The sequence below is a fragment of the Myxococcus eversor genome (assembly GCF_010894455.1).
Taxonomy (GTDB): Bacteria; Myxococcota; Myxococcia; order Myxococcales; family Myxococcaceae; genus Myxococcus; species Myxococcus eversor.
On the sequence record NZ_JAAIXY010000018.1, the window covers coordinates 191,929 to 214,275 of the forward strand.

Genomic DNA, 22,347 nt, shown 5'->3' on the forward strand with positions numbered 1-22,347 from the left:
TGGTTCACACCTCCGGAATCCACAGCGCGCGCAAGTCCGCGGGGAGCTGTCCAATCACTTCATCCGTCTCGCCCTCGGAGATGTGCCCGCGCACCGTGGCGAACACGGCCCTCGTGAGGCGCTCCGCTTCGTTCGGCGTCGTGTCCAAATCGTCGGCGACCATCTGGATGAGCTCCAGCATCTTGAACTTGCGGGGAGGCAGGCCCTCGTGTCGCGGGCAGCGTTGCAACAGGTCCCTGACCTTCTCGGGAAGCTGCGCCTCCAGGTCCTTCACCTCGCCACTCATCAACCGCTGCTCCAGCGTGCACAGCACCGACTCCGCTGCCCGCTCCGCGAGCGGACGGTCGACGCCCGCCCTCGCCTCCAGGTCCTTCAAGAAGAACGAGTACGTCCGCGCCGTCCGCGACTCGTGCCGCTTCGCGCGAAGGTCCTCCGTCGACGTGCTCGGGCGCTCGCCCGCTTCTTCCCGTCCCTCGTTTTCATTCGCCATGTCGTGGCCTCCCATCCCTCACCGTGGGCACCTTGGCCATGGAAGGCACCACACCCCCGGCGCGCGCCGGGGCGGCGAGCCGGCACTCAGGCGGGAAGTCGCTCCAACATGCCCTTCATCAGCGGCCCCAGTACCAGCACCCACAGCGCCATGCCCCCCACGCCCAGCAGCATGCCCGCCAGCGCCTGCCACCCCCGGCCGATGGGAGGCCTCGCCCGCGCATCCACCTTCCGCAACGCGAGCGCCCCCAGCACCACCGCCGGCGGACCGAACAAGGGAAAGAACAACGACGCGAAGCCCATCGACAGCGCATGCCTCGCCAACGGGTTGTTCACGCGCAAATCCCACAGCCGCCGCAGCTCCTTCTCCGACACCTCCACCTGGAAGAAGAGCCGGCTCCTCGGGTCGAGGAAGATTTGCAACGCGGTGACGAACAGCAGGAACCCACCCACCAACATCACCGGGCCGAACAACGCCATGCCGACAAGGCCCGCGACCACCGGCGTGAACACCAGCGCCGTCCTCGCCCAGCGCTGTCCCACGTAGAACGCCCCACCCACGCCCGCGGAGCCAAGCAACACCAACGCCAGCTGCCACTCACCCTGGACGAACGCCGTCAGCACCCCCGCGAGCAACACCAGCGTCCCGCCCCCCACCAGCCACGCATTCGTATCGCGCCGCCCCCAGAGCTTCAGCCGGAAGGTCTCCAGGTAGTTCACCTCCGGGCGGAGCGAACAGGCCGCGCAATACAGCACGCCCATCACCCACGTGGTGCACGCCTCGCAGACGAAGCCGCCGCAGCGCTGACACGTCGCCCCCGCGTCCACCTCCGGGTGGACCGCGCAGCGAGGCGTGACGCCGACCGAAGAAACCATGCACTCCAGTGTCTCATGGAGCGTCTCGCGCGGGGACACGAGTCAGCCGACACCTCGCCCCCACCAAGGCGGCCCTGAACAGTTGCCAGCCGACACCCATTCCGCTTGTCATTCCTTGCCCACCCGGCGAGGGACGCGTGCTAAGCGCGAGAGGTGAGTCCCTGGCACGGAAGCCCCGGAGGAACCTTGTCCCGAATGAAGGCCCTCGTCGCCGCAGCCCTCGTCGTCTTCGGGCTCCCGGCACTCGCCCTCTCAGCACAAGAGGCGAAGCCGCTGGAGCCCGGCCGCGAAGCGCTCGCCATCCCCTACGAGAAGTACACGCTGCCCAACGGACTGGAGGTCATCCTCTCCGTCGACCGCAAGCTGCCCGTCGTCTCCGTCAACGTCTGGTACCACGTCGGCGCCTACCACGAGCAACCCGGCCGCACCGGCTTCGCCCACCTCTTCGAGCACATGATGTTCCAGGGCTCGCGCAACGTGGCCGATGACGTGCACATCCCCATGCTGGAGCAGCTGGGCGCCACCGACATCAACGGCACCACCAGCTTCGACCGCACCAACTACTTCGAGACGGTGCCCACCCACCACCTGGAGACCGCCCTCTGGTTGGAGAGCGACCGCATGGGCTTCCTGCTCGACGCGCTCACCCCGGAGAAGCTCGCCACCCAGCGCGAAGTGGTGAAGAACGAGCGCCGCCAGGGCACCGAGACGGCCCCCTATGGCCTCGCCCGCGAGGCGGCCTGGCACGCCCTCTTCCCCCTGCCGCACCCGTACCACGGCGCCGTCATCGGCTCGATGAAGGACCTGGACGCCGCCACGCCCGAGGACGTGAAGTCCTTCTTCCTCCAGTGGTACGCGCCCTCCAACGCCACGCTCGCCGTCGTCGGTGACTTCGACGTGGCGAAGACGAAGGCCCTCATCGAGAAGTACTTCGGCTCGCTGCCCAGCCACCCCAAGCCGACCCGGCCCGAGGTCGCCTCGGTGAAGCTCTCCAAGCCCGTCGTCATCCGCCAGGAGGAGCGCGTGGCCACGCTGCCCCTCTTGTCCATCCAGTGGCTGACGCCCGGGTACTTCCAGGAGGGGGACGCCACCGCGGACGTGCTCGCCACCGCGCTCGGCACCGGCAAGGCGAGCCGCCTCTACCGCCGCCTGGTGCTCGACAAGCAACTGGCCCAGAGCGTCAACGTCACCCAGCAGAGTGAGGGCGCGCAGTCCGTCTTCACGCTCGACGTGGTGGCGCGGCCCGGCGTGTCCACGGACGCGCTGCTCAAGGAAGTGGACGCGGTGTTGGAAGACATCCGCCGCAATGGCATCACCTCGGAGGAGATTCAGCGCGCCCGCACCCGCTATGACACGCGCACGCTGGCGGGCCTCCAGTCCATTGGCGGCTTCGGTGGCAAGGCGGACGTGCTGCAGAACTACAACCACTTCGTCGGCGAGCCCAGCTACGTGGCGCAGGACCTGGCGCGCTACGAGACGGTGACGCCCGAGTCCGTGAAGCTGTTCGCCCGCGACACGCTGCGCCCCGATGCTCGCGTCATCCTCCACGCCGTGCCGCCCGCGCGGAAGCAGGCACCCGTCGAACCGAAGGAGCGCCACTGATGCGCCGCCTCATCACCGCCCTCGTCACCGTCTCGCTCGCCGGCTGCGCCAGTCAGCAGAAGCCCGCGACGCCCGAGCCCCAGGACACCTCCGCGCCCCAGGCCCCGAAGCCCGCGACGCCCGCCGACGCGGAGGCCTTCCGCGCGACGCCGCCCCCGCCGGGCAAGCCGCCGGAGCTGGTGCTGCCCACCTTCCAGAAGGCCACGCTCGACAACGGGCTCACCGTGCTGGTGAGCACCCGGCGTGAGCTGCCGCTCGTCTTCGCGGGCCTCACCTTCGCGGCGGGCAGCGCGCAGGACCCGGTGGGCAAGAATGGCCTCGCGGACCTGACGTACCGCATGCTGCTGGAGGGCGCGGGAACACGCGACACGGTGGCGTTGGACAACGCCTTCGCGGACCTGGGCGTGTCGCCCTTCCAGGAGGTGACTCCGGACGGCGCGCAGGTGGGCGTGCGAGTGCTGACGCGCAACGTGGACGCCGCGCTGGCGCTGCTGGCGGACGTCACCCTCCGGCCCACCTTCGCGCCCAAGGCCTTCGAGCGGCGCAAGAAGCAGCAGCTCGCGGACCTGGTGCGCCGCCTGGGGCAGCCCACCGCGCTGGGGCAGATTGTCTTCCTGTCCTCCGTCTTCGGGAACACGCACCCGTACGGGCACCCCTCGCAAGGCATGCCCGACTCCGTGCAGGCGCTCACGCTGGAGGACGTCCAGGGCTTCTACAAGAAGCACGCGGGCCCGGCCGCCGCGGCGCTCGTGCTCACGGGTGACATCACCCTGGACGAGGCCGTGGCCTTCGCGAAGCAGCACTTCGGCGCCTGGAAGGCTCCGGCGAGCTTGCCGCCCGCGCCGCCCGCGCCGCCCACTCCCGCGCGGCAGACGGTGTACGTGGTGCCCAAGCCCGGCCTGGACCAGACGGTGATGATGCTGGGCCGTCCCGGCATCGCCGCGGGAAACCCGGATGAGTACTCGCTGGACCTGGCCACCACCGTGTTCGGCGGCTTCTTCGGCAGCCGGCTCAACATGAACCTGCGCGAGGCCAAGGGCTACAGCTACGGCGCGGGCGCGAGCATGGACCCGCGCCTGGGCGTGGGACCGCTCACGGCCTATGCGTCGGTGCGCGCGGACGCGACGGGCCCCGCGCTCACCGAGGCGATGGGAGAGGTGAGCGGCCTGAAGTCGCGGCCCATCACCGAGAAGGAGCTGGCCGCCGCGCGCGAGGGCCTCATCCGCTCCTTCCCGGGCGCCTTCGAGTCAGTGGAGGGCCTGGGCTCCAGCGCGTCGCAGCTGTACCGCAAGCGCCGTCCGCTGGATGAGTTCAACCGCACCGTGGAAGGACTGCGCACCGCCACCGCGGCCGACGTGCAGCGCGTGGCCGAGAAGTACCTGGACCCGGCCACGCTGCAAATCATCCTCGTGGGTGACCCGCTGCTCATCCAGGAGCAGGTGTCCGGGCTCAACCTGGGCAAGCTGATGGCGGTGGAGCCCGACACGCAGCCGGGCAGCGCCAGCGCGCATCCGTAGTTCCTGAAGGAGCCCGGCGCGTCGAGCAGGACGCGTCGGGCCTCTTCATCCAGGACTCATTCGCGTCCCTGGCGCTCCCGTCCCCAGGCTTCAGCGAGGGAGAACGTGTCGGCCATCCTCCTGGGCTTGTCGCTCCAGGGCCCGCGCATCTCCCTCGCGTTCGCGCTCCCACGCTTCATCGACGGGGCCGCGCGCATGGTCGTCAGTCCTCCTCCTCGACCTGTCGCTCCAGGGCCCGCTCGCGTCCCTGGCGCTCGCGCTCCAGTTCGTCCGCTTCGTCGATGGGGCTGCGGATGTCGGGCACGTCGCCGCCGGCGGGGGCGTCGCTGTCGAGCGCGAACTTCTGCTCCCGGGTGCTGCGGATGGAGTCCGCCGCGTAGAGGGGCAGGGTGTCGTCCGCTTCCAGTCCCCGCTCCACGCGGTCCTTCGCGAAGGTCGGCTTGTGGTGGCCACCCTTCGAGGGGTCGTTCTTCTTGCTGCCCGTGGTCATGTCGCGCTCCTCGTCGAAGGGCGCGGAGTGCATCCCCACGCCGACTCCACACAGGGCTCAATGTCGGAGCGACGACAGCGCGCACCAAGCTCCATGCGACGACAGCGGGGCCCGCCCGCATGGCCGCCGGGAGAGGTGGCACCTCGGGACTCAGGAGTGCGTCGCGACGAGTGGCGACGACAGCGGCGGAGGCTCCACCACCACCTGCATGGACAGCGACGTGTGCTCCGCCTCCCAGCGCAGCCACAGCTTCGGACGCGCGACCTTCGAGCGCGCGGGCTCCACCCTCAATGACAACCAGTTTCGCTCGCGCAGGTAGCGGCTCTTGCCCACCGGGAGCATCTCCGTCTGCATGTATGACGGCAGGTCGTCCACCGACTCCTCCGCCAGCAACCGCATCCCCATGAACTGGAGCATGTTCGGCGGCGGGTGGACGATGCCCGAGGACGTCACCTGCTCAATCGCCGCCTCCGCGAGGCCCGCGGGGATGTGCTCGGGATTGCGCGAGCGGATGAGCCCTCGCGCTCCCACGTGCACGTCCCCGGACACCACCGTCACCGCGCAACACGACATCTTCGCCAGTTGGAGCAGGTCCACCATCAACCGGATGCGCTCGCCGCGATGCACGACGGACTCCCACTGGTCCAGCATGTCGTCATGCATCTCCGTGTCGCCGCCCACCGTCTCCACCGACGGCCCGAAGCGCAGGTGCACCAGTGGAATGGAGGACAGCACGATGACGTGCCTCGGCTTCGCCCCCGCGTCCTTCGCGTGCTCCTGTCGCCACGCATCCAGTGAGTCCCATTGCTCGGGACTCATCACCTGGTGCGCCATCTTCCCGTTGACCTGTCGCCGGTACGTGCGCCCGCTGCGCAGGTCCAACGCCACCAGGTCCACGTCGCACTCCGTGCCCGTGAAGCGCAGCGTCTGCAGATAGTGCGCGTCACAGGGCTTGCGCCTCGCGGGCTTCTTCTCCTCCGTCTTCAGCCCGCCCAACTGGAAGGCCTCGAAGGCCTGCGCGGCGGCGCTGTAGATGGACTCGAACCACTCGCAGGACTGCAGGGCCTCGTGCGAGCCCCAGCCGTCGAAGATGTCGTGGTCATCCCAGGTGAACACGCCTGGCACCCGCGCCAGCATGGGCGCGATTCCCACCGAGCCGCTCCACCGCTCGCAGTACAGCTCCACGTAGCGCGCCAGCATCTGCTCGTGGAAGCCCGGCGGCGGCCCGAAGTCCCTGTCCAACTTCTTCTCCAGCTCCCGCTTGCGGAACTCCACCAGCGGCTCATGGTCCAACAGCGAGTCCGCGTACACCTGGTCTCCACCGCCGAGCAGCAGCTCGAAGCCGCCCTCCTTCGTCTCCTCGTGCTGGGCCAACATGTCCGCCCAGCAGCCGAAGGGACGCTTCATCCGCATCACCGAGCCCCACGTCTTCGCGTCGCTGGCGCCGTTGCAGGAGAAGAAGGCCGCGCGAGGCAGGGCGCCCTTCGCGGGCACCACCACCGTCCTCACGTCCTCCCCGCTCCACGGCTTCACCGGGTTGCCTGGCGCGGCGAAGTCCACCTGCGACAGCGCGGGGCAGCCCTCACCAGGCTCGAAGCGGTACGTCACCCGCGTGGGCGAGTCCTCGCGGGCGAGCGTCACCTCCCACCGCCACAACACCCCCGCGGCCTGGCCACTGAGCGCGGAGAAGTCCGCCACGCACCGGGGCGGAGCCTGGACGGCCTCCGTCAGCTCCGTGCCGTCCAGGCGCTGGAAGCGAAGTCGCAACGGCGGGGGCCGCGCGGGGTCCGAGTCACCGAGGTACAGATTCACGAAGAAGGACCACGTGTCCCCGGACGGCTGGTTCCTCGCGTACAGCATCGGCCCGAGCAGCTTCTTCATGCGCGCCCCCCGTCTGCGCCAGGGCCGCAAGCCCCGGATTCACGGACTCTAATCCGGAACCCAGGGGCCTGGAGCCTGGAGCCCATGCGGGGAGTGTGTCTGGCGTCCCCAAGTTACCCACAGGCCCGGAGGGTGGGCGAGGCGGGCCTACTTCGCGAGGAAGTCGAGCACGGCGGCGTGGAACTTCTCGGGGGCCTCGAAGTGGGGGATGTGGCCCACGGCGGGCAGCTCCACCAGGGTGGCCTGGGGAATCGCCTGGGCGGTCTTCTTCCCCAGCTGCGGGTACTGGCCGAGCGTCGCGGCGACGGGGGCGGGCACCTTGCCTCGGCCGATGAAGGTGCGGTCCTCCTGGCCGATGACGACGAGGGTGCGCGGCTTCACGAGCGGGAACTCGTGGGACACGGGCTGCTCGTAAATCATTTGCGACGTCGCGGCGGCCACGCGGGCCAGGCGCGGGTACTCGGCGCTGAGCGTCTGGCGGTAGAGCACCTGGACCCAGACGTCGTACTCGGGCTTCCACTTCACGTAGTACGTCTCGTGGTACTTGCGCGTGGACGCCTCCGTCACGGCGAGCTGCTCGCGGTAGTACGCCTCCGTGGGCTGCCAGGGCACCTTCTCGCGGTAGTCCTCCAGGCCGATGGGGTTCTCCAGGATGAGCCGCTCGGTGGTCTCCGGGTACATGAGGGCGAAGCGCGTGGCGACCATGCCGCCCATGGAGTGGCCCAGGATGACGGCCTGCTTCACGCCCAACGTGTCGAGCAGCTGCTTCGTCAGCGAGGCGAACGTGTGGAAGCTGTAATGGATGTCCGGCTTGGATGAACGGCCGAAGCCGAGCTGGTCCGGCGCGACGACGCGGTAGCCCGCGGCGGTGAGGGCGCGGATGGTGGCCTCCCAGTACGCGCCGAAGAAGTTCTTGCCGTGCAGCAGCACCACGGTGCGGCCGTTGGCGCGCGCGGTGGGCTTCACGTCGAGGTAGGCCATGCGCACGTCCTGGCCCTCCACCGTCAGGGGCAACAGTTGCACGGGGAAGGCGGAGGGCAATCCCTCCAGCGCGGTGCCGAGCGGCTCGGCGCCGGCCTTCGTCTGGGCGAGCACGGGCGGGGTCGACAGCAGCAGGGCAGTCAAAGCCAGGAGGGAGGGACGGACGGACATGAAGTGGGCTCCTCTTGGGGAAGGGGAGTCCGTGTGTAGCGCGCGAGGAGTCAGGGCGCAGGGCCTTTGAGACCTGAACCGACCTTCATGTCTGGAGGTGGACCTCGGGCACACCCTCGTCGTGGAGGGCGCGGGCACCCCGGGGGCGGGAGGTCAGCTCGGGGAGCGCTCGAAGCTGCGCGGGCTGAGCAGTCGCAGCGTGAGCACCAGGGCGAGGAACAGGACGCTGGCGCTGATGGTGACGAAGCGCAGGCCCACGCGGTCCGCGAGCGCGCCCTGGGCCCAGACCCCCGCCGCGTACGCGCCGCCGAGCACCATGCTGTACAGGCTGCTCACGCGCGCCTGGAGCTCGCGAGGGACGCGTGAGGTGGCGAAGGCGTGAAGGCCGCTCATCAGCGTGAGGTAGTTGGCGCCGAGCAAGAAGATGCCGGCGGCGGCCACCGTCAGCGTGGGCGACATCCAGTAGAGCGCGGACACGCCGCCGATGGACAGGGCGGCGAAGCCCAGGAGCTTGCGATGACCGAGCGAGTCCGCGAGCGTGCCCACGAGCACGGCGGCCACCACCGCGCCCGCGCCCTGACAGGCGACGAGCAGCGACGTGGCGGCGGCGCCCTGACCGAAGACGTTGATGGCGAAGACGGGCACCAGGCCGATGAACGGCGCCACCAGCGCGGCGACGAACAGCGTGCCCCATAGAACCAGGGAGATGTCCTCGTCCGCGCGCGCCACGGAGATGCCTCGGGTGATGCCGGCCCAGAGGCTCTCCACCGTGCGAGGGGTGTCACGCACGGGCATGCTCACGCGCGACAGCGCCACGAGCACTCCGACGAAGGACAGCGTGTTGACGAACAGCGCCCACGGCGGGCCGCCGGCCTGGAGCACGAGCGCCGCGAGCAGCGGGCCCATGATGCGCCCCAGGTTGTACTGCGCCGAGTTGAGGCTCATGGCGCTGTGCAAGTCACGGGGTGGCACCAGCTCCGCGAGCATCGCGGAGAAGGCCGGATAGGTGAGCGTGTTCGCGCAGCCGTTGAGCAGCGTGACGACGGCGACGATGGGCACGCTGAGGTGGCCAGTGAAGGCGAGCACCGTGAGCACGGCGGCCAGCGCGAGCTGCACGGCGGTGCCCACCGCCACATAGGCGCGACGGTCGAAGCGGTCGGCGAGCGCGCCACCCAGGGGCGACAGCACGACGGAGGGCAGGAAGGCGAGGGCGACGATGCCGCCGGTCCACTCCGCGCGACCCGTCTCCTGGGTGACGTACACGCCCATCGCCACCGTCTCCATCCAGGTGCCGATGTTGGAGATGAGTGCGCCCAGCCAGACCGCGAGATAGCCGGGATGCTCGAAGGCGCGAAGCGAGGAGAGCTGTGGCAGTCGGAGTGCGCGCACGGCGAAGTCCTTGTAACGCACGCGAGTGAAACGCGCTTCCGCGAGCCGCGTCATGCTTGGTGCCGCAATCACGAGATCAGCAGTGCGGCCAGCAGTCAGTCTTCAGCGCGGGTTCCCGTGACGCACAGCTCACACGCGCGGCGTGCGGCACAGTCGCTCAGGCATGTCCTGATACGGCGCTTTCCACGAAAGCCCAGCGGTGAATCGCGTGGGCGTGGGTGTGCGGCTGTCGGGACAGCGGTGTTCTCGTGTGAAGGCCGGCGCGAGGTTCAGCGCGCGGAGACGGGCCCCTTGCCTTCGCGGCGGAGGGTGCCGTCCTCGGAGATGCGGGCGCCGGAGTCGGGGAAGTCCTCGGCGGTGAGGTCCTGCAGGAGCTTGATGACGGCGCCCTTCTCGTCGGGGACGGCGATGCCCTTGTCCATCTGCTTCGTGGCGAGGACGCGGCCAGCGGTGAAGTCACCCGTGTTGTTCAACTCCACCTCCAGCACCATGCCGAGCCCCTGCGGGCCCTTGAGGTTGAAGCGGCCGTAGGTGGCGAAGTTGCCGAGCGAGTACGCGATGAGGCGGCCCTTGTAGAACTCGAGCCCGCGCACGACGTGGGGCCCGTGGCCGATGACGACGTGCGCGCCCGCGTCCACCACGGCGTGCGTGAAGGCGCGCAAGTCTCCTCGGTCCTCGCCGAAGAACATCTCCCGACCGTTGGGGACGTGGAGCGCCTTGCCGCCCTCGGCGCCGCCGTGGAAGGAGACGATGACGATGTCGTGCTCGGCCACCGCCGCGCGCACCAGTGCCGTGGCCGTGGCGGTGTTGTTGAGGTGGTTGCAGGAGGGCGACGTGTGGAAGGCCACCATGCCGATGCGCAGGCCGTTGCGGTCCACGGTGGCCACGGAGCCCGGGGGGCCGCTCCAGGCGATTCCGAGCGCGTCGAGGGTGGACTCCGTCTCGCGGCGGCACAGCTCGCCGAAGTCACCGGAGTGGTTGTTCGCGGTGGAGGCCAGGTCCACGCCCGCGTCCTTGAAGAACTGGCCGTAGGCGGTGGGCGAGCGGAACGCGTAGCAGTTGCCGGACGAGCGGCACTTCGTCGTCTTCCCGTTGTCGCAGAGCGGGCCCTCGACGTTCGCGAAGGTGACGTCCGCGTCCTGCATCAAGGGGAGCACTCCCGCAATCACGCTGCCGCCGCCATCGGGTGGCAGGTTGTCTTCGGGGAGGGTGGTGCCGAGCATCATGTCGCCCACGGCGCGGATGCGCACCTTGGCGTCGGCGGGAGGAGGAGGACGGTTGCTGGCCTGCGGGGACTGGGAGAGCTTCGCCTGGAGGGCGGCCTGACCTCGGGCCTGGGCGAGCGCGGTCTCCAAATCAGCGTGCTCGGGGTCGAGCTTCTGGACCTCGGTCCAGTGGGTGAGCGAGTCCGCCCAGCGGCTCTCGACGGAGTAGGCCCAGCCCAGCTCCCAGCGGCAGTCGACGCGGGTGGGCAGGGCCTTCACGCAGGCGGAGAGCTCGATGATGGCGGTGGCAGTGTCCTTCGACTTGAGGGCTTCGAGGCCTCGGACGTAGCGAGCCTCGGCTTCCTCGGGGGAGGGCACGAAGGAGGCACCGGAGCCCAGGGCGAAGGCCGCGGCACGGAGGGCGCCCGCGCCAGCTCGGGCCGCCGCGCTGCCCAGGTCGGAGACGGTGCCCTGGGCGGGAGCGGGCTGCGCGGTGGGCGGGGTGCTCGATGACGTAGCCACGGCGGGCTGCACCGTGGCGACAGGAGTGCCACGGGCCAGCGCTGTGCTCGCGGCCTGGGTCCCCGTGCGAAGCGCGGCGGAGGCCACGCTCGGATGAGCCGCGCCCAGGACCGCCAGCGTGGATCCATCTCCCGCGCGCTTCGCGGCACTCGCGACCGAGGACTCCGTACCCAGCGCGGAGCGCACGGATTGGGAGCCGGCCGAGGACAGCAGCTCGGCGCTCTCGGAGACGGGCGCTGTGGAGAACTTGTTGGCGGGAGCGGGCTCGCGCGCCGGGGAGGTACCCGGCGAGGTGGCGAGCGCCAGCAGGACGAAGGCGGACGGAAGCATGGGCCCGCGCATCTTACGAGGCTCCAGGCCCTCCAGGGACAGCCCCCATGTGCCCGCCCCATCGGCAGGCGGGCAGGCGACACACACACCTGCCCCCGACGCTGGCATGTGCGTCACCAGGCACCCCCACTCCCCCTACGGGCCCCCTAGCCGAGCAGGTCCAAGAGCCGCGAGCGGCGGCGCTGACGAGGCAGCAGCCTCCACCGACGCAGCTCCTTGCGCTTCACCCGTCCCTCCAAGGCGCCATGCACCGACAGCTGCCCCGGTCCCCGCAGCAGCAACCCGAGGGCGATGGCACACAACGCGACGTTGAACTCGTACCCGCCCTTGGTGATGTCGAAGCCCTTGGGGCCATGCACCTTCGCGATGGCGACGGCCTGGGTGACGAGCACGGCCAGCGCGGCGGGCCGGGTGGCGAAACCCAGGATGGCGCTCACGCCCGCGAGGACCTCCGTCACGCCCGTGGCCAGCACGAAGGGGCGGCCGGGTTTGAAACCGAGCTGCTCGAAGAAGCCCGCGTGCTGCTCGGTGCCTTCCTTGCGCAGCTTGGCCAGCCCATGGACCACCATCGTCGAGCCGAGTGACAGGCGCGGAGGCAGCAAGGCCGCCGCCTTGAGGATGTCGGGTTGCTCGGTCAGCGTCACCACGTTCATGCCCTGTTCTCCTTGCTGGGGGGCCATGCATGGGCCCGTCCGGGAAACCTGAGTACGTTGGGAACGGACCGGGCGCGTCGCACGCGGGGCCACATCACCCTCCCTCGGTGAACAGGCGGGCTCACAGCCGCTCCACTCGATGCTTCGCGGGTGGAGAGCCAGGCGGCTCGACCCGGAGGACGGCCGGCGCCAGACTGGTCCGCCCATGGCCCTCCGCGACGTGTTCCTGTCCCTGGCGTTGTCGCTGTCCGCCCCGGCCTTCGCGCAAGAAGGAGTCACCGTCAGCGTGCGCTGTACGGAGACGTGCACGGTGGTCTTCGACGGGAAGCGAGGGCGTCGAGTCAACGAGGCCCTCTGGGAGTTCCAGGGCATCACCCCGGGAGCCCGTCGAGTGGAGGCCACGGGAGTGCTCGGTCGCCCCCTGGCGAGCGGCTTCGCGGACATCCCCGACACGGCCCTGGCGACCGTCTACCTCGTGAGCAACCAGCGCATCGTCGTGCGCAAGGAGAGCACCACGTCACCCGGCACCCCCGAGTGGGTGGAGGGAACCGCGCGAGTCGCACCTGGAGGCACCGAGAAGACCCCGAGCCCGCCCCCACCGCCACCGTCCACCGCGAAGAGCGTGGCCCTCGTGAGCTGCCTGGAGTCCTGCACGGTGATGCTCGACGAGCGAAGGGGAACGCGTCGAGACGAACGGACCTGGGAGTTCCGGGACGTGGAGCCCGGCAAGCGCCGCGTGGAGGGCACGGCGGATCTGCTCAACCGGAAGCTCTTCGCCAGCTATGTCGACGTGCCCGCGGGCACGGAGGCCACGTATCAGGGTGACTCGAAGGGCCGGGTCATCCTCACGCGACAGCGAGCACTCGCGGACGTCGAGGAGGCGCGTGAGCAGGCGGGACTCGCGGACGCGTCGCGCCTGCATGTCCGTTGTCTCAAGTCCTGCGACGTGACGCTGGACGGTGCACGCAAGGGTGAAGAAGGAGGCTCGGGTGGACTCATCCAGGACGTGAAGCCAGGTCGGCGCGAGCTGGCGGTGACGTTCACCCTGGGCAAGCAGCAGCGGCGCGTGACACTCGACGTGCCCCCGCGCAGCGAGGTGTTCATCACCGCGTCGGAAGGTGGCGGCCTCCAGGTGACGAACACGAAGCCCCTGGGTGCCGAATAGCCGCTCAGTCGTTCCCGCTTGAAGACAGTGACTGCTCCGAGAGGGGCGGGTCCATCAGCACGGCAACCTAGGGTGCGTAGCCGCTTATTCGCTCTCGCTCGGAGGCAGGGCCTGCTCAGCGAGGGGTGGATCCATCAACGCGGCGACCTCCGGCGAGTAGCCTCCAGGCCCCTCGCCATGGACGACGAGCGGCGGGCGCACGGTGAGGCCCCTGTCCCTGTCACGCACGGCCTGAACGAGAAACCGCGTCGCGGGGGCATCCACGCGCGAGTGCACGAAGCGCAGGACGCGAGGATGCAGCTTCGCCTGGGCCAGCCACCCCAACACCTCCGCCGCGCGCGCCGCGGGATACACCAGGCTCACCAGTCCTCCGGGAGCGAGCGCGTAGCGCGCCGCCGTGATGACAGCCTGGGCATCACAGGCCACCTCCGACTTGGAGATGGCGCGCTCGTCATCCGGGCTGCGCACTCCCGCGTCGGCGACTCGAAACGGAGGGTTCGACACGACATGGCCATAGGCACCCCCGGTGACGAACTCTCGGATGCGACACAGGTCTCCGAGCACCGGCCGAACCCGGGCCTCACAGTCATTGAGCGCCACGGCGCGAGTGAGCCGAGCAAACACAGCGGGCTGGAGTTCGAGCGCATCCACGGGCCCCAGGCCAAATTGTTTCACCAGGAGCAATGACACCACACCGCTGCCCGCGCCCAGCTCCAGGACAGGGCTCGCCAGGCCCGTGGTGGATTCGGTGGCCGCGAAGTGCGCGAGCAGCACGGCATCCAGCGTGAAACGGTAGCCATTGCGTCGCTGAAACACGCGCACGCCCGCCGTGCCGATGGAGTCGAGCGTCTCGTCCGGGCCGGGCTGTAGGTGGAAGGGTGTCACGAGGGATTCCAGCAAGCTTGCATCCGCGCCGCACACGCGTCCACTCGGGTGGCCCTGCCGTCCTGTCACGCGCTCACGGGGACTGATAGAGATGAAACATGGGGCACCCGTCCACCGAGAATCGCACCCCCTTCATCTTCGAGCCCCTGTTCCTCACCGATGAGGTGCTGCGTCCCCTCTTCGTGCCCGTGGTGAAGGCGACGTTCGACTTGAAGCCTCGCGGCGCGCCGGTGCTCGCGGAGGAGCAGGCGCCCTTGATGGTGGCGGGCGAGCGCTGGGACGGAGAAGAAACGTCCAGCCTGCGCCTGGAGCCCGAGGGAGCGTTCACCAAGGTCGGCACGGACGTGGTGCTGCTGGGACACGCGCACGCGCCCAAGGCGGGGACGCGCGAGTTGCTCGCGGAGCTGCATGTCGGTCCCATCCACAAGCAGGTGCGCGTGGTGGGGGACAGGACGTGGTTCAAGAGCCTGGGGGGTATCGGCATCACCCAGCCGCTCGCCTTCGAGCGAATCCCCCTGCGCTACGAGCGGTCCTTCGGTGGCTGGGACAAGAGCGCGCAGGACGCCGCGAAGCACACGTTCGAGCCTCGCAACCCGTTGGGCACGGGCTTCCGAGCCAGGGGGAGTCGATTCGAGGAAGGTCTGCGGCTGCCCAATCTGGAGTCGCCCAACGACTTGTTGAAGACGTGGGGCCAGTGCCCGACACCCACGGGGTTCGGTTTCATCGAGCCGCACTGGCAACCGCGCGCGTCCTATGCGGGGACGTACGACGACGCGTGGCGCAAGTCGCGCAGCCCGCTGTTGCCCAAGGACTTCGACCGGCGCTTCCTGAGTGGGGCGCCCAAGGACCAGCTCGTCACGGAGTACCTGCGAGGGGGTGAGTCCGTGTTGCTCGGGAACGTGGCGCCGGGTGGGGTGATGGGCTTCAAGCTGCCCGCGCTGTCACCGCCACGGGTGCTGGCCCCGCGAGCCCGAAACCTGGACGACGCGGACCTGGAGCTGAAGCTGGACACGGTCGTCATCGACACGGATGCGATGAAGCTGTTCCTCGTGTGGCGAGGCACGTTCACCTTGCAGCGCGAGCCGACGGAGCTGCGCTCCATCCAGGTGACGTGTGATGGCGCGGAGGGGCTTGTGCCCGGGCAACCCGTTGGGACTGGGTGACGCGGGTTACGGCGTCGGAGTCGTCTGGAGGGCCCAGTCGCCCGTGTACGTCACTGTCATGGGCACGCGGGCGAGGGGAGGGCAGTAGCGGAAGCTGGTGTCCTCGGGAGCGATGCCGGCGCGCTCGGCCAGCCTCAACAGGGCGAGTCCTTCCAGCCAGATGAACCGATGGGGCGCGAAGGCCGTCACGGGCGTCGACTGCGAACGAGCGCGCTTCTCGATGTCGAGGCCATATTCGAGACACGCGGTGGAGAAGGCCTCGGCGAAGGCGGTCCGGTCCGAGGAGGCCAGGGCCCGAGCGACGGCGACGCGGCTGGAGTAGGGCTCCTTGCCCACCTTCTCCAGGGGAACGAGCACGCGCTCCAGGGCGACGGGCGAGGCGGGTGGGGCGCGCGCGAGGAGCTGGAGGGTCGAGGCCCAAAGGAACTCGTCCTCGTACTCGGCGCCCTGTTGCCACTGGGTGCCGGAGGTGGCGGCGACAGACTCGGCCAGGGGGAAGTGGCCCGCGGCGAGGGCTCCCAGCAGGGGCGGATTGCGCCGAGCGGGGGGAGGAGGGAGGCCGCGAGCCTCCAGGAGGAGGTGGAGGCGGCGAGCGTTCTCGGCCATCCGGCAGAGGTTGAGGAAGAACCCCTGGGGGTTGCCATCGACGAGCAGGGTGGCTACGGCGATGACGTGCAGGTCGAGGGTGATGCCGTCGAGCCGGGTGAGGAGACTGGGGCGGTCGGCACCGGGGTCGAACCGGCTCAGTTTTTCACCCAGTGAGTCAGCCGCGTCAGCGCGAAGGGAAATCAGGCGAGCCATGGGAGAAGTGCGGGTGAGCGTAGCCTGGAAACGAGCCTTCGGGCAGCATTGACGTCACGGGGTGGCGACCTTGCGCCAGCCTCGCTCCAGGGTGGGTGTGCGCATGAGCAACCTCAGTGCGAACGAGATGAACACGGCGCTGTCACAGCGCCTCTTGGCCATCTTCGAGCGAAGCCGGGACCGGAAGTACGCGGCGGCCAAGGAAGCCAAGAAGAAGAAGCCGGAGCCGGCGGAGGAGTCCGCGGACGACGCCGACCATGTCGACAGCAACGCGCCGCCGCGCGGGGTGCTCGGCAAGGACAACCACTATGCGCAGAATGGCTCGAACTACATCGGGTCGCTGGATGGGCGCGGCGTGTATCGCATGTTCGACCATCCGCACCTGGATGAAATCCGGGACATGGTGCGCGAGACGGCGGAGTTCCCGGGAGGACCACCGGAGAACTTCAATCCAGGGGCGAAGGACAAGGAGAAGAAGCCCGCGCTCCAGAAGTACCCGTACGCATGGGAGGCCCACCACATCCTCCCGGGCTCTGCGTTCTACTACGAGCTGAAGAGCGGGCCCGCCTTCACGTACCAGCAGCTTCGGCTGATTCTCCAGTCCGAGTACAATCTGAATCACGGCCACAACATCATCATGCTGCCGGACCAGGCGTGGGCAGTGCCGGTCCACGCGCTCCTGCAACACCCGGGCGACCATCCCAATTACACGCAGCAGGTGATGCGGGATATGAGGGTCATCGCCAAGAAAATCCAGGAGAAGATTGACGCCAACAGCGACCACAAGTTGCTTGTGGTGGACATCTTCACCAAGTTGAAGAACCTGGAGGACGACTACTGGAAGATGCTCGTGAAGTTGAGCCGAGCCGTAGTGGCAGCCGTCACTCAAGGCAAAGAATACATTCACCCCCTCGTACGCTATGCCCCCAAGGACTTGAAGGCCAAGAGTCGCTACGAGTGGGGCTCGCTCTATTAACGAAAGGAACGATTCACCATGAAATATTTTGTCTTCAAAATCAGCGCAACAGAAGCCGGCTACATCGAGGAATACCCTCGTGGCAGTCCCGCGGACTGGAAGTTCGACAAAGGCATCAGCCTCGCCAAGGAGTTTCCCATGGGTGGCGAGGTTTCTTTCTCAGACAATTATCCCGACGACCGGAATCTCTATGACTTCCAGCCCAACATGATGAGCGACCTCCTGGTTTCAGGACGGGCTCGTAAGCTCATCGAGTCCATGGACATCACCAATGCCGAGTGGCTCCCCGTCGTGGTCAAGGACCACAAGGGCAACGTCGTGGGTCCCGACTATGCCTTCCTGAATTTGCAGGGCGCCGAAGATGCAATCGACATGGAGCGTTCCGATTACAGGATGGACGCCATTGCCAAGGACCAGATGGATCGTGTCAACAATCTTGTCCTCAAGCCTGGAACCATCAGCCCTCAGGCCAAGATGTTCCGCTGCAAAGGATATCTCCGCCTCATCCTCATCCGTGAGGATGTCCACGCTGCCTTCGAGCAAGCTGGATTGACTGGCTTCAAGGTCTACGACGCTGAGGGTTGGGACGGCTTCGAACTCTGAGCCACTCAAGCCCTACGTCCATCACCCCTATGAAATACTTCGTCTTCAAGGTCATGGCGGTAGAAGCAGGGTTCATCGACGAGTATCCCAAAGGGAGCCCTACTGACTGGAAGTTCGCAGAGGGCATCAGCCTCGCCAAGGAGTTTCCCATGGGTGGTGAGGTGTCCTTCTCTGATAACTATCCTGACCACCGGAACCTCTACGACTTCCAGCCCAATCTGATGAGCGACCTCCTGGTTTCAGGGAGGGCTCGCAAGCTCATCGAGTCGTTGGAACTCACCAACGCCGAGTGGCTGCCCGTCGTCGTCAAGGACCACAAGGGCAATGTCGTTGGCCCCGACTACGCCTTCCTCAATCTACAGGGCGCTGAGCCTGCTATCGACATGGAGCGCTCGGTCTACAGGATGGATTCTCTGGCGAAAGATCAGATTGGTCGCGTCAAGAATCTGGTGCTCAAGCACGACGCAATCAGTCCCCAGGCCAAGATGTTCCGCTGCACCATGCAGCGCCGCCTCACCCTCATCCGTGAAGACGTCCATGCCGCCTTCATCGAGGCGGGACTGACTGGCTTCAAGGTCTACAACGCTGAAGGCTGGAACGGCCTTAATCTCTGAGTTCGTTATGTTCGAAGCCAATTGCATCGAAGAACAGCCCGCTGACATCGTCGCTCGGGTCCTCGAGGAACAGGTGCCGTGCTTCGTCACGGCGCGCGAGGGAGTCCGTGGGGTCCTGCTTCCCCTGGACGAGGTCTACACCGAGGTCCTGGAGCTGCATTCTCGCGTCATCGACGCGCGGATGAAGGACCTGGTCCTACCCGGCAAGGACATGGCCATGTACTGCATCCAGGTCAGCCTTTCGGACGAACACGACGCCATCCGCTTCAGTGATGAAGAGGGGGAACCCGTCCTCGCACTGGTGGGCGCCATGCGCTTCCTGCGTTGGATGGAAGAGTCCGAAGAGGAAGCATGAGGCACGTTCGAGCACAGGACTGGCTGTGAAATACTTCGTCTTCAAGGTCATGGCCGAGGAAGCAGGATTCGTCGACGAGTACCCTCGTGGCAGTCCGACGGATTGGAAGTTCGGCAAGGGCATCAGCCTCACAAGGGCGTTCCCGATGGGCGGAGAGGTTTCCTTCTCGGACAACTACCCCGACAGCCGCAATCTCTATGACTTCCAGCCCAACCTGATGAACGGCCTCCTGGTTTCAGGGCGGGCACGCAAGCTCATCGAGTCATTGGGAGTCACCAACGCCGAGTGGCTCCCCGTCGTGCTCAAGGACCAAGAGGGCAACGTCGTCGGTCCTGACTATGCCTTCCTCAATCTGCTTGGCGCCGAAGATGCCATCGACATGAACCGCTCGGTCTACGACATGAACTTCATCGTCAAGGACCAGATTGGCCTCATTGAGAAGCTGGCGCTCAAATCCGGCTCCATCAGTCCACAGGCCAAGATGTTCCGCTGCACCTCGTATCTCCGCCTCATCCTCATCCGTGAAGACGTCCTCGCCGCCTTCGAGCAGGCAGGACTCACCGGCTTCAAGGTCTACGAGGCCGAAGGCTGGGACGGCATGGAGCTCTGAGCCCCGCTGCCCCGCCTACGCACCCCGCTTGCGCCCCGCAGTCAGGTGGATGACCGCCCGCTCTCCCGCCTCCGCCGAGGAGAGCACCAGCACCACGGGCGCCGGCGCATAACCCCGCTCCAGTGCCCGAAACGTCAGCGCAGTCGCCACGGCCCCAGACGCCACTCCCGTGTGCCCGAAGCTCTTCGCCGGCATCCACACCGCGCCTCGCTCGAAGCGGGCATCCGTGTCCCTCAGGCGCACCTGGAGCATCCCCCACTCGAACGCCCTCGCGTACTGGCCATCATGGTCCGACACGAGCAACGGCGCGGACGCCTCCGCCCCCATCGGTCCCAGCGCCGCGAGCACCTGCCGCGTCAGCTCCTGTCCATCCGGCGGCTGCTCCCCATCCAGCGGCGCCACATCACGCCCCTGTGCCACCCGCACCACCGCCAGGCTCGGCTCCACCGGCGCCTCACGCACCAGCAACAGCGCCACCGCGGCCTCTCCCGCCATCAACCCCGTGGCCATCCCCGGCGTCTTGAGCCGCTCCCGCTGATGCAGCAACGTCAGCGTCTCCGGCGACACGAAGCTGTCCACCGCGCACACCAGCGCGCGCTCCACCTTAGAACCTCGCAGGTCCTCTCCCGCCACCGCCAACGCCTGCGCGAAGGCCACGTTCCCCGCGTGGAACGCCTTCACCTGTCCCCTCCACGCCGGCAGGCCCAACGCCTGCCACGTCCCCTTCACCAGCCGGTCCACCAGCAACGCGATGCGCTCCGACACCTCGTCCGGGTCCTCCTCGAACGGGTCCTTCTGGGTCGTGAAGCCCCGCGCCTCCGGGTCCGGCAACACCAGGTAGAGCCCCACGTGCGGCCCCAGCGCTCGCAGGTCCTCCCGCGCGCCCAGGTCCACCAGCGCCTCCGCCAGGAGCGCAATCAGGCGCCCCACGCCGGAGAAACCCAGGGTGGCATCTCCCGCCGCGTGCACCGTGACGGGGCTCGGCTCCTCGTCGCCCTTCAGGAAGACCTCGAAGTCGGGCGCCGCCGACGGCCAGGCCGTCCCTGCTCGAAACGCCGCCGAGGCGGGCCAGAGCCCCCCCAACGACGACGACATCCCCATCACCTGGACCCATCCCACCATGCGCGCCTCGGCCTCCATCGCCTGAAAACAGAGTCTTCCACGAGGCGTCACCCCGAACCACCACCCCCGCTCGTGCCAGCGCCCCGGGAGCGATACACTTGTCTCACGGCACTCGAGGCCCGGCCTCGTCAGGAGTCACCCCCATGAGCGCGACCGTCGGTGTCAACAAGCTGTCCGTCGTCCACAAGGATACCGGCGGGAACACCATCGCCTTCCCGGACGTGTGCAAGACGCCCAGCCCCGCCGGCCCCATCCCCATCCCGTACCCCAACATCGCCATGTCCTCCGACACCGCGAAGGGCACGAAGAAGGTCTCCGTGGACGGCAAGCCCGTCTGCGTCGAGGACTCCAACTTCAGCACCAGCAGCGGTGACGAGGCGGGCACCGCCGGCGGCGGCGTCGCCTCCAGCAAGACCAAGGGCAAGGCCGAGTTCGTCAACTACTCCTTCGACGTGAAGTTCGAAGGCAAGAGCGTGGCTCGGACCTTCGACCTCATGCTCCACAACGACAAGAACACCCCGCCCGCGCCGCTGCTCCAGGGGCCCGTCATCGCGCTCGGCCAGGACGAGATGAAGGCCAGGTGCCTGGTCTGCGAAAAGGAGCTGTGACCATTCGCCGGCCCACCGTTCGCTGGGAGCTGCTGGAGCATCACCTCGAAGAGGCCGAGTTCCTCTGGACTCAATGGGAACAGGCCCTCTGGAGTCCGGAGCTCACCCTCCCGGAAGTCTCGCAGGGTGACGAGGGACGGCTGCTCGCCCATCTGGATGCGCTCGTCCTGGGAGGTCCTCCCGCGGCCCAACGCTTCCTGATGCCCGCACTCGCCTCCGAGGAGCCCGCTCGCATCGCCGTGGCCACCTGGGTGCTGCTCGCTTCCGAGGACACGAGCGGGCACGAGGCCGTCTTCAAGTGCCTCGAAGCCACTCCCGAGGAGGCGGGCCCCGGCATTCTCCGCGCGCTGGAGCTGCTCGCGCGTGATGACCTCCACGCGGCCTTCCTGAAGCGACTGCCGGGACTTCCACCCGAGGTCCAGGCGGGAATCATCCGAGCGAGACGACTCCAGCGGCTCGCCTTGCCCGACACGTTGAACGGGGACGACGCCCTTCAGGCCGAGGTCCTCCGCGCCCTGCCGTTCGTGCCTCGGACAGCCCTGGGCGACACCCAGGTGAAGCGCGCGCTGGGCCACGACAGCGCCGTCCTGCGTGACGCCGCGCTGGAGGTGGGCATGATGTTCGGCTCACGTGACGCGTGGATGCTCGCTCGTGAGCGGGCCCTGTCCCAGGAGCCCTCTCCGCGCACGGTGCTGCTCTCGCTGGCCGTGGCGGGTGACTCGAAGGACTTCGCGGACCTGGTGGGTCGGCTCGCGGATGAAGACGTCCGCGAGGAGGTCATCTGGGCGCTGGGCTTCAGCGGCAAGCTCGCCGCCGCGGAGGCACTGCTTCCCCTGCTTCATGATGAAGACCACGGGCTGCTCGCCGCGTCGTCCTTCGCCGCCATCACCGGCCTGCCGCTCGCGCCTCCCTTCATCCTGGAGGAGCTCTCCGAGGAGGACTCCGCCGAGGAGGAAGAGGAAGCTCCCGCGCCGGAGGACTTCCGCGAGATGCTGCCCGGGCCTCGAGTGCTGCCCGGGCGCGTGGATGCCCACGCCGTGGAGCACTGGTGGGCGGGGCGACGCGCGAGCCTGACGCAGACGGAGCGCTACCTGCGCGGCGTGCGCCTCACCGCCGAGGGACTGGCCACGGCGCTGGAGACAGAGCCGATGCGACGCAGACCCGCGCTCGCCTGGGAGGTCGCCCTGCGCAGCGGCGGCGCGCTGTTCATCGAGCCCCGGCTGTGGAGCCAGTCACAGCGACAGCAGGCACGGACCGTGGTGGCACAGCTCACGCGCGGTTGGAACCGCCCGCAGAGCCGTTGAGCCCTCCACGCCACGCGCCCATCGGGGACTCGCGC

22 protein-coding genes are annotated in these 22,347 nt (G+C 68.2%); 11 read left to right on the forward strand and 11 right to left on the reverse strand.

The features are described 5' to 3' along the window. Positions 1-4: 4 nt before the first annotated feature. Positions 5-490 carry a DUF2267 domain-containing protein gene (locus G4D83_RS31985; RefSeq protein WP_163868642.1) on the reverse strand — a complete coding sequence of 162 codons (486 nt, stop codon included), beginning with the start codon at positions 488-490 and terminating at the stop codon, positions 5-7. 86 nt (positions 491-576) lie between these two features. Continuing rightward, entirely contained in the window at positions 577-1,365 is a 789-nt protein-coding gene (locus G4D83_RS31990; protein WP_163868643.1) for a DUF4190 domain-containing protein, read from the reverse strand. Positions 1,366-1,560: 195 nt separating this feature from the next. Here G4D83_RS31990 and G4D83_RS31995 point away from each other — a divergent pair, with 195 nt between their 5' ends. Both G4D83_RS31995 and G4D83_RS32000 read left to right on the forward strand, forming a co-directional pair. Beyond that, positions 1,561-2,967, forward strand: coding sequence for a M16 family metallopeptidase (locus G4D83_RS31995; RefSeq protein ID WP_163868644.1), 1,407 nt, complete (start codon positions 1,561-1,563; stop codon positions 2,965-2,967). Beyond that, positions 2,967-4,484: an insulinase family protein gene (locus G4D83_RS32000; protein WP_163868645.1), complete on the forward strand. Its 1,518-nt coding sequence runs from the start codon at positions 2,967-2,969 to the stop codon at positions 4,482-4,484. Before G4D83_RS31995 ends, G4D83_RS32000 begins: the two co-directional genes overlap by 1 nt. A 202-nt stretch (positions 4,485-4,686) precedes the next feature. Here G4D83_RS32000 and G4D83_RS32005 read toward each other — a convergent pair whose 3' ends face one another. The 6 genes from G4D83_RS32005 to G4D83_RS32030 form a co-directional block, all read right to left on the reverse strand. Continuing rightward, entirely contained in the window at positions 4,687-5,007 is a 321-nt protein-coding gene (locus G4D83_RS32005; RefSeq protein WP_420826674.1) for a hypothetical protein, read from the reverse strand. Between the two features lie 117 nt (positions 5,008-5,124). Next, complete coding sequence (locus G4D83_RS32010; RefSeq protein ID WP_163868646.1) at positions 5,125-6,855, reverse strand: alkaline phosphatase D family protein; 1,731 nt, start codon at positions 6,853-6,855, stop codon at positions 5,125-5,127. A 147-nt stretch (positions 6,856-7,002) separates the two neighbouring features. Beyond that, a complete protein-coding gene (locus tag G4D83_RS32015) occupies positions 7,003-8,007 on the reverse strand; it encodes an alpha/beta fold hydrolase (protein ID WP_163868647.1) in 1,005 nt (334 codons plus the stop codon). 153 nt (positions 8,008-8,160) lie between these two features. Next, complete coding sequence (locus G4D83_RS32020) at positions 8,161-9,396, reverse strand: MFS transporter (RefSeq protein ID WP_163868648.1); 1,236 nt, start codon at positions 9,394-9,396, stop codon at positions 8,161-8,163. 269 nt (positions 9,397-9,665) lie between these two features. After that, a complete protein-coding gene (locus G4D83_RS32025) occupies positions 9,666-11,453 on the reverse strand; it encodes a CapA family protein (protein ID WP_163868649.1) in 1,788 nt (595 codons plus the stop codon). A gap of 146 nt (positions 11,454-11,599) precedes the next feature. Continuing rightward, complete coding sequence (locus G4D83_RS32030) at positions 11,600-12,106, reverse strand: DoxX family protein (RefSeq protein WP_163868650.1); 507 nt, start codon at positions 12,104-12,106, stop codon at positions 11,600-11,602. A gap of 205 nt (positions 12,107-12,311) precedes the next feature. Between G4D83_RS32030 and G4D83_RS32035 the strand changes: the two genes are divergently transcribed. Then, on the forward strand, positions 12,312-13,271 hold the full coding sequence (locus G4D83_RS32035; RefSeq protein ID WP_205522761.1) for a hypothetical protein: 960 nt from the start codon (positions 12,312-12,314) through the stop codon (positions 13,269-13,271). A gap of 84 nt (positions 13,272-13,355) precedes the next feature. Here the strand turns inward: G4D83_RS32035 and G4D83_RS32040 are convergent, their stop codons facing one another. Beyond that, positions 13,356-14,156, reverse strand: a complete 801-nt coding sequence (locus G4D83_RS32040) for a tRNA1(Val) (adenine(37)-N6)-methyltransferase (RefSeq protein WP_163868652.1) — start codon at positions 14,154-14,156, stop codon at positions 13,356-13,358. 98 nt (positions 14,157-14,254) lie between these two features. On the opposite strand from G4D83_RS32040, the gene G4D83_RS32045 reads away from it, so the two are divergent. Further along, the gene (locus tag G4D83_RS32045) at positions 14,255-15,319 is read left to right on the forward strand and encodes a DUF2169 family type VI secretion system accessory protein (RefSeq protein WP_163868653.1); all 1,065 of its coding nucleotides are present in this window, start codon (positions 14,255-14,257) and stop codon (positions 15,317-15,319) included. Positions 15,320-15,325: 6 nt separating this feature from the next. Here the strand turns inward: G4D83_RS32045 and G4D83_RS32050 are convergent, their stop codons facing one another. Next, a complete protein-coding gene (locus tag G4D83_RS32050; protein WP_163868654.1) occupies positions 15,326-16,120 on the reverse strand; it encodes a hypothetical protein in 795 nt (264 codons plus the stop codon). 103 nt (positions 16,121-16,223) lie between these two features. Between G4D83_RS32050 and G4D83_RS32055 the strand changes: the two genes are divergently transcribed. The 5 genes from G4D83_RS32055 to G4D83_RS32075 are packed head-to-tail and all read left to right on the forward strand — an operon-like array spanning position 16,224 to position 19,278. After that, positions 16,224-17,096 (forward strand): MXAN_0050 family toxin nuclease, encoded by an 873-nt coding sequence (locus G4D83_RS32055; RefSeq protein WP_205522762.1) that lies wholly within the window; start codon positions 16,224-16,226, stop codon positions 17,094-17,096. Between the two features lie 18 nt (positions 17,097-17,114). Next, positions 17,115-17,699, forward strand: coding sequence for an imm11 family protein (locus G4D83_RS32060; protein ID WP_163868655.1), 585 nt, complete (start codon positions 17,115-17,117; stop codon positions 17,697-17,699). 29 nt (positions 17,700-17,728) lie between these two features. Next, complete coding sequence (locus tag G4D83_RS32065; protein WP_163868656.1) at positions 17,729-18,313, forward strand: imm11 family protein; 585 nt, start codon at positions 17,729-17,731, stop codon at positions 18,311-18,313. 7 nt (positions 18,314-18,320) lie between these two features. Beyond that, entirely contained in the window at positions 18,321-18,668 is a 348-nt protein-coding gene (locus G4D83_RS32070) for a hypothetical protein (protein ID WP_163868657.1), read from the forward strand. A gap of 25 nt (positions 18,669-18,693) precedes the next feature. Continuing rightward, complete coding sequence (locus tag G4D83_RS32075; RefSeq protein WP_163868658.1) at positions 18,694-19,278, forward strand: imm11 family protein; 585 nt, start codon at positions 18,694-18,696, stop codon at positions 19,276-19,278. A 15-nt stretch (positions 19,279-19,293) separates the two neighbouring features. On the opposite strand, the gene G4D83_RS32080 is transcribed toward G4D83_RS32075, so the two are convergent. Beyond that, a complete protein-coding gene (locus G4D83_RS32080) occupies positions 19,294-20,400 on the reverse strand; it encodes a hypothetical protein (RefSeq protein ID WP_163868659.1) in 1,107 nt (368 codons plus the stop codon). Positions 20,401-20,543: 143 nt separating this feature from the next. Here G4D83_RS32080 and G4D83_RS32085 point away from each other — a divergent pair, with 143 nt between their 5' ends. Together G4D83_RS32085 and G4D83_RS32090 are read left to right on the forward strand one after the other, a co-directional pair. Further along, complete coding sequence (locus tag G4D83_RS32085; RefSeq protein WP_163868660.1) at positions 20,544-21,008, forward strand: DUF4150 domain-containing protein; 465 nt, start codon at positions 20,544-20,546, stop codon at positions 21,006-21,008. Beyond that, positions 21,005-22,312 carry a hypothetical protein gene (locus tag G4D83_RS32090; protein ID WP_163868661.1) on the forward strand — a complete coding sequence of 436 codons (1,308 nt, stop codon included), beginning with the start codon at positions 21,005-21,007 and terminating at the stop codon, positions 22,310-22,312. The genes G4D83_RS32085 and G4D83_RS32090 overlap by 4 nt, the downstream gene beginning before the upstream one ends. The last annotated feature ends 35 nt before the right edge of the window (positions 22,313-22,347 follow it).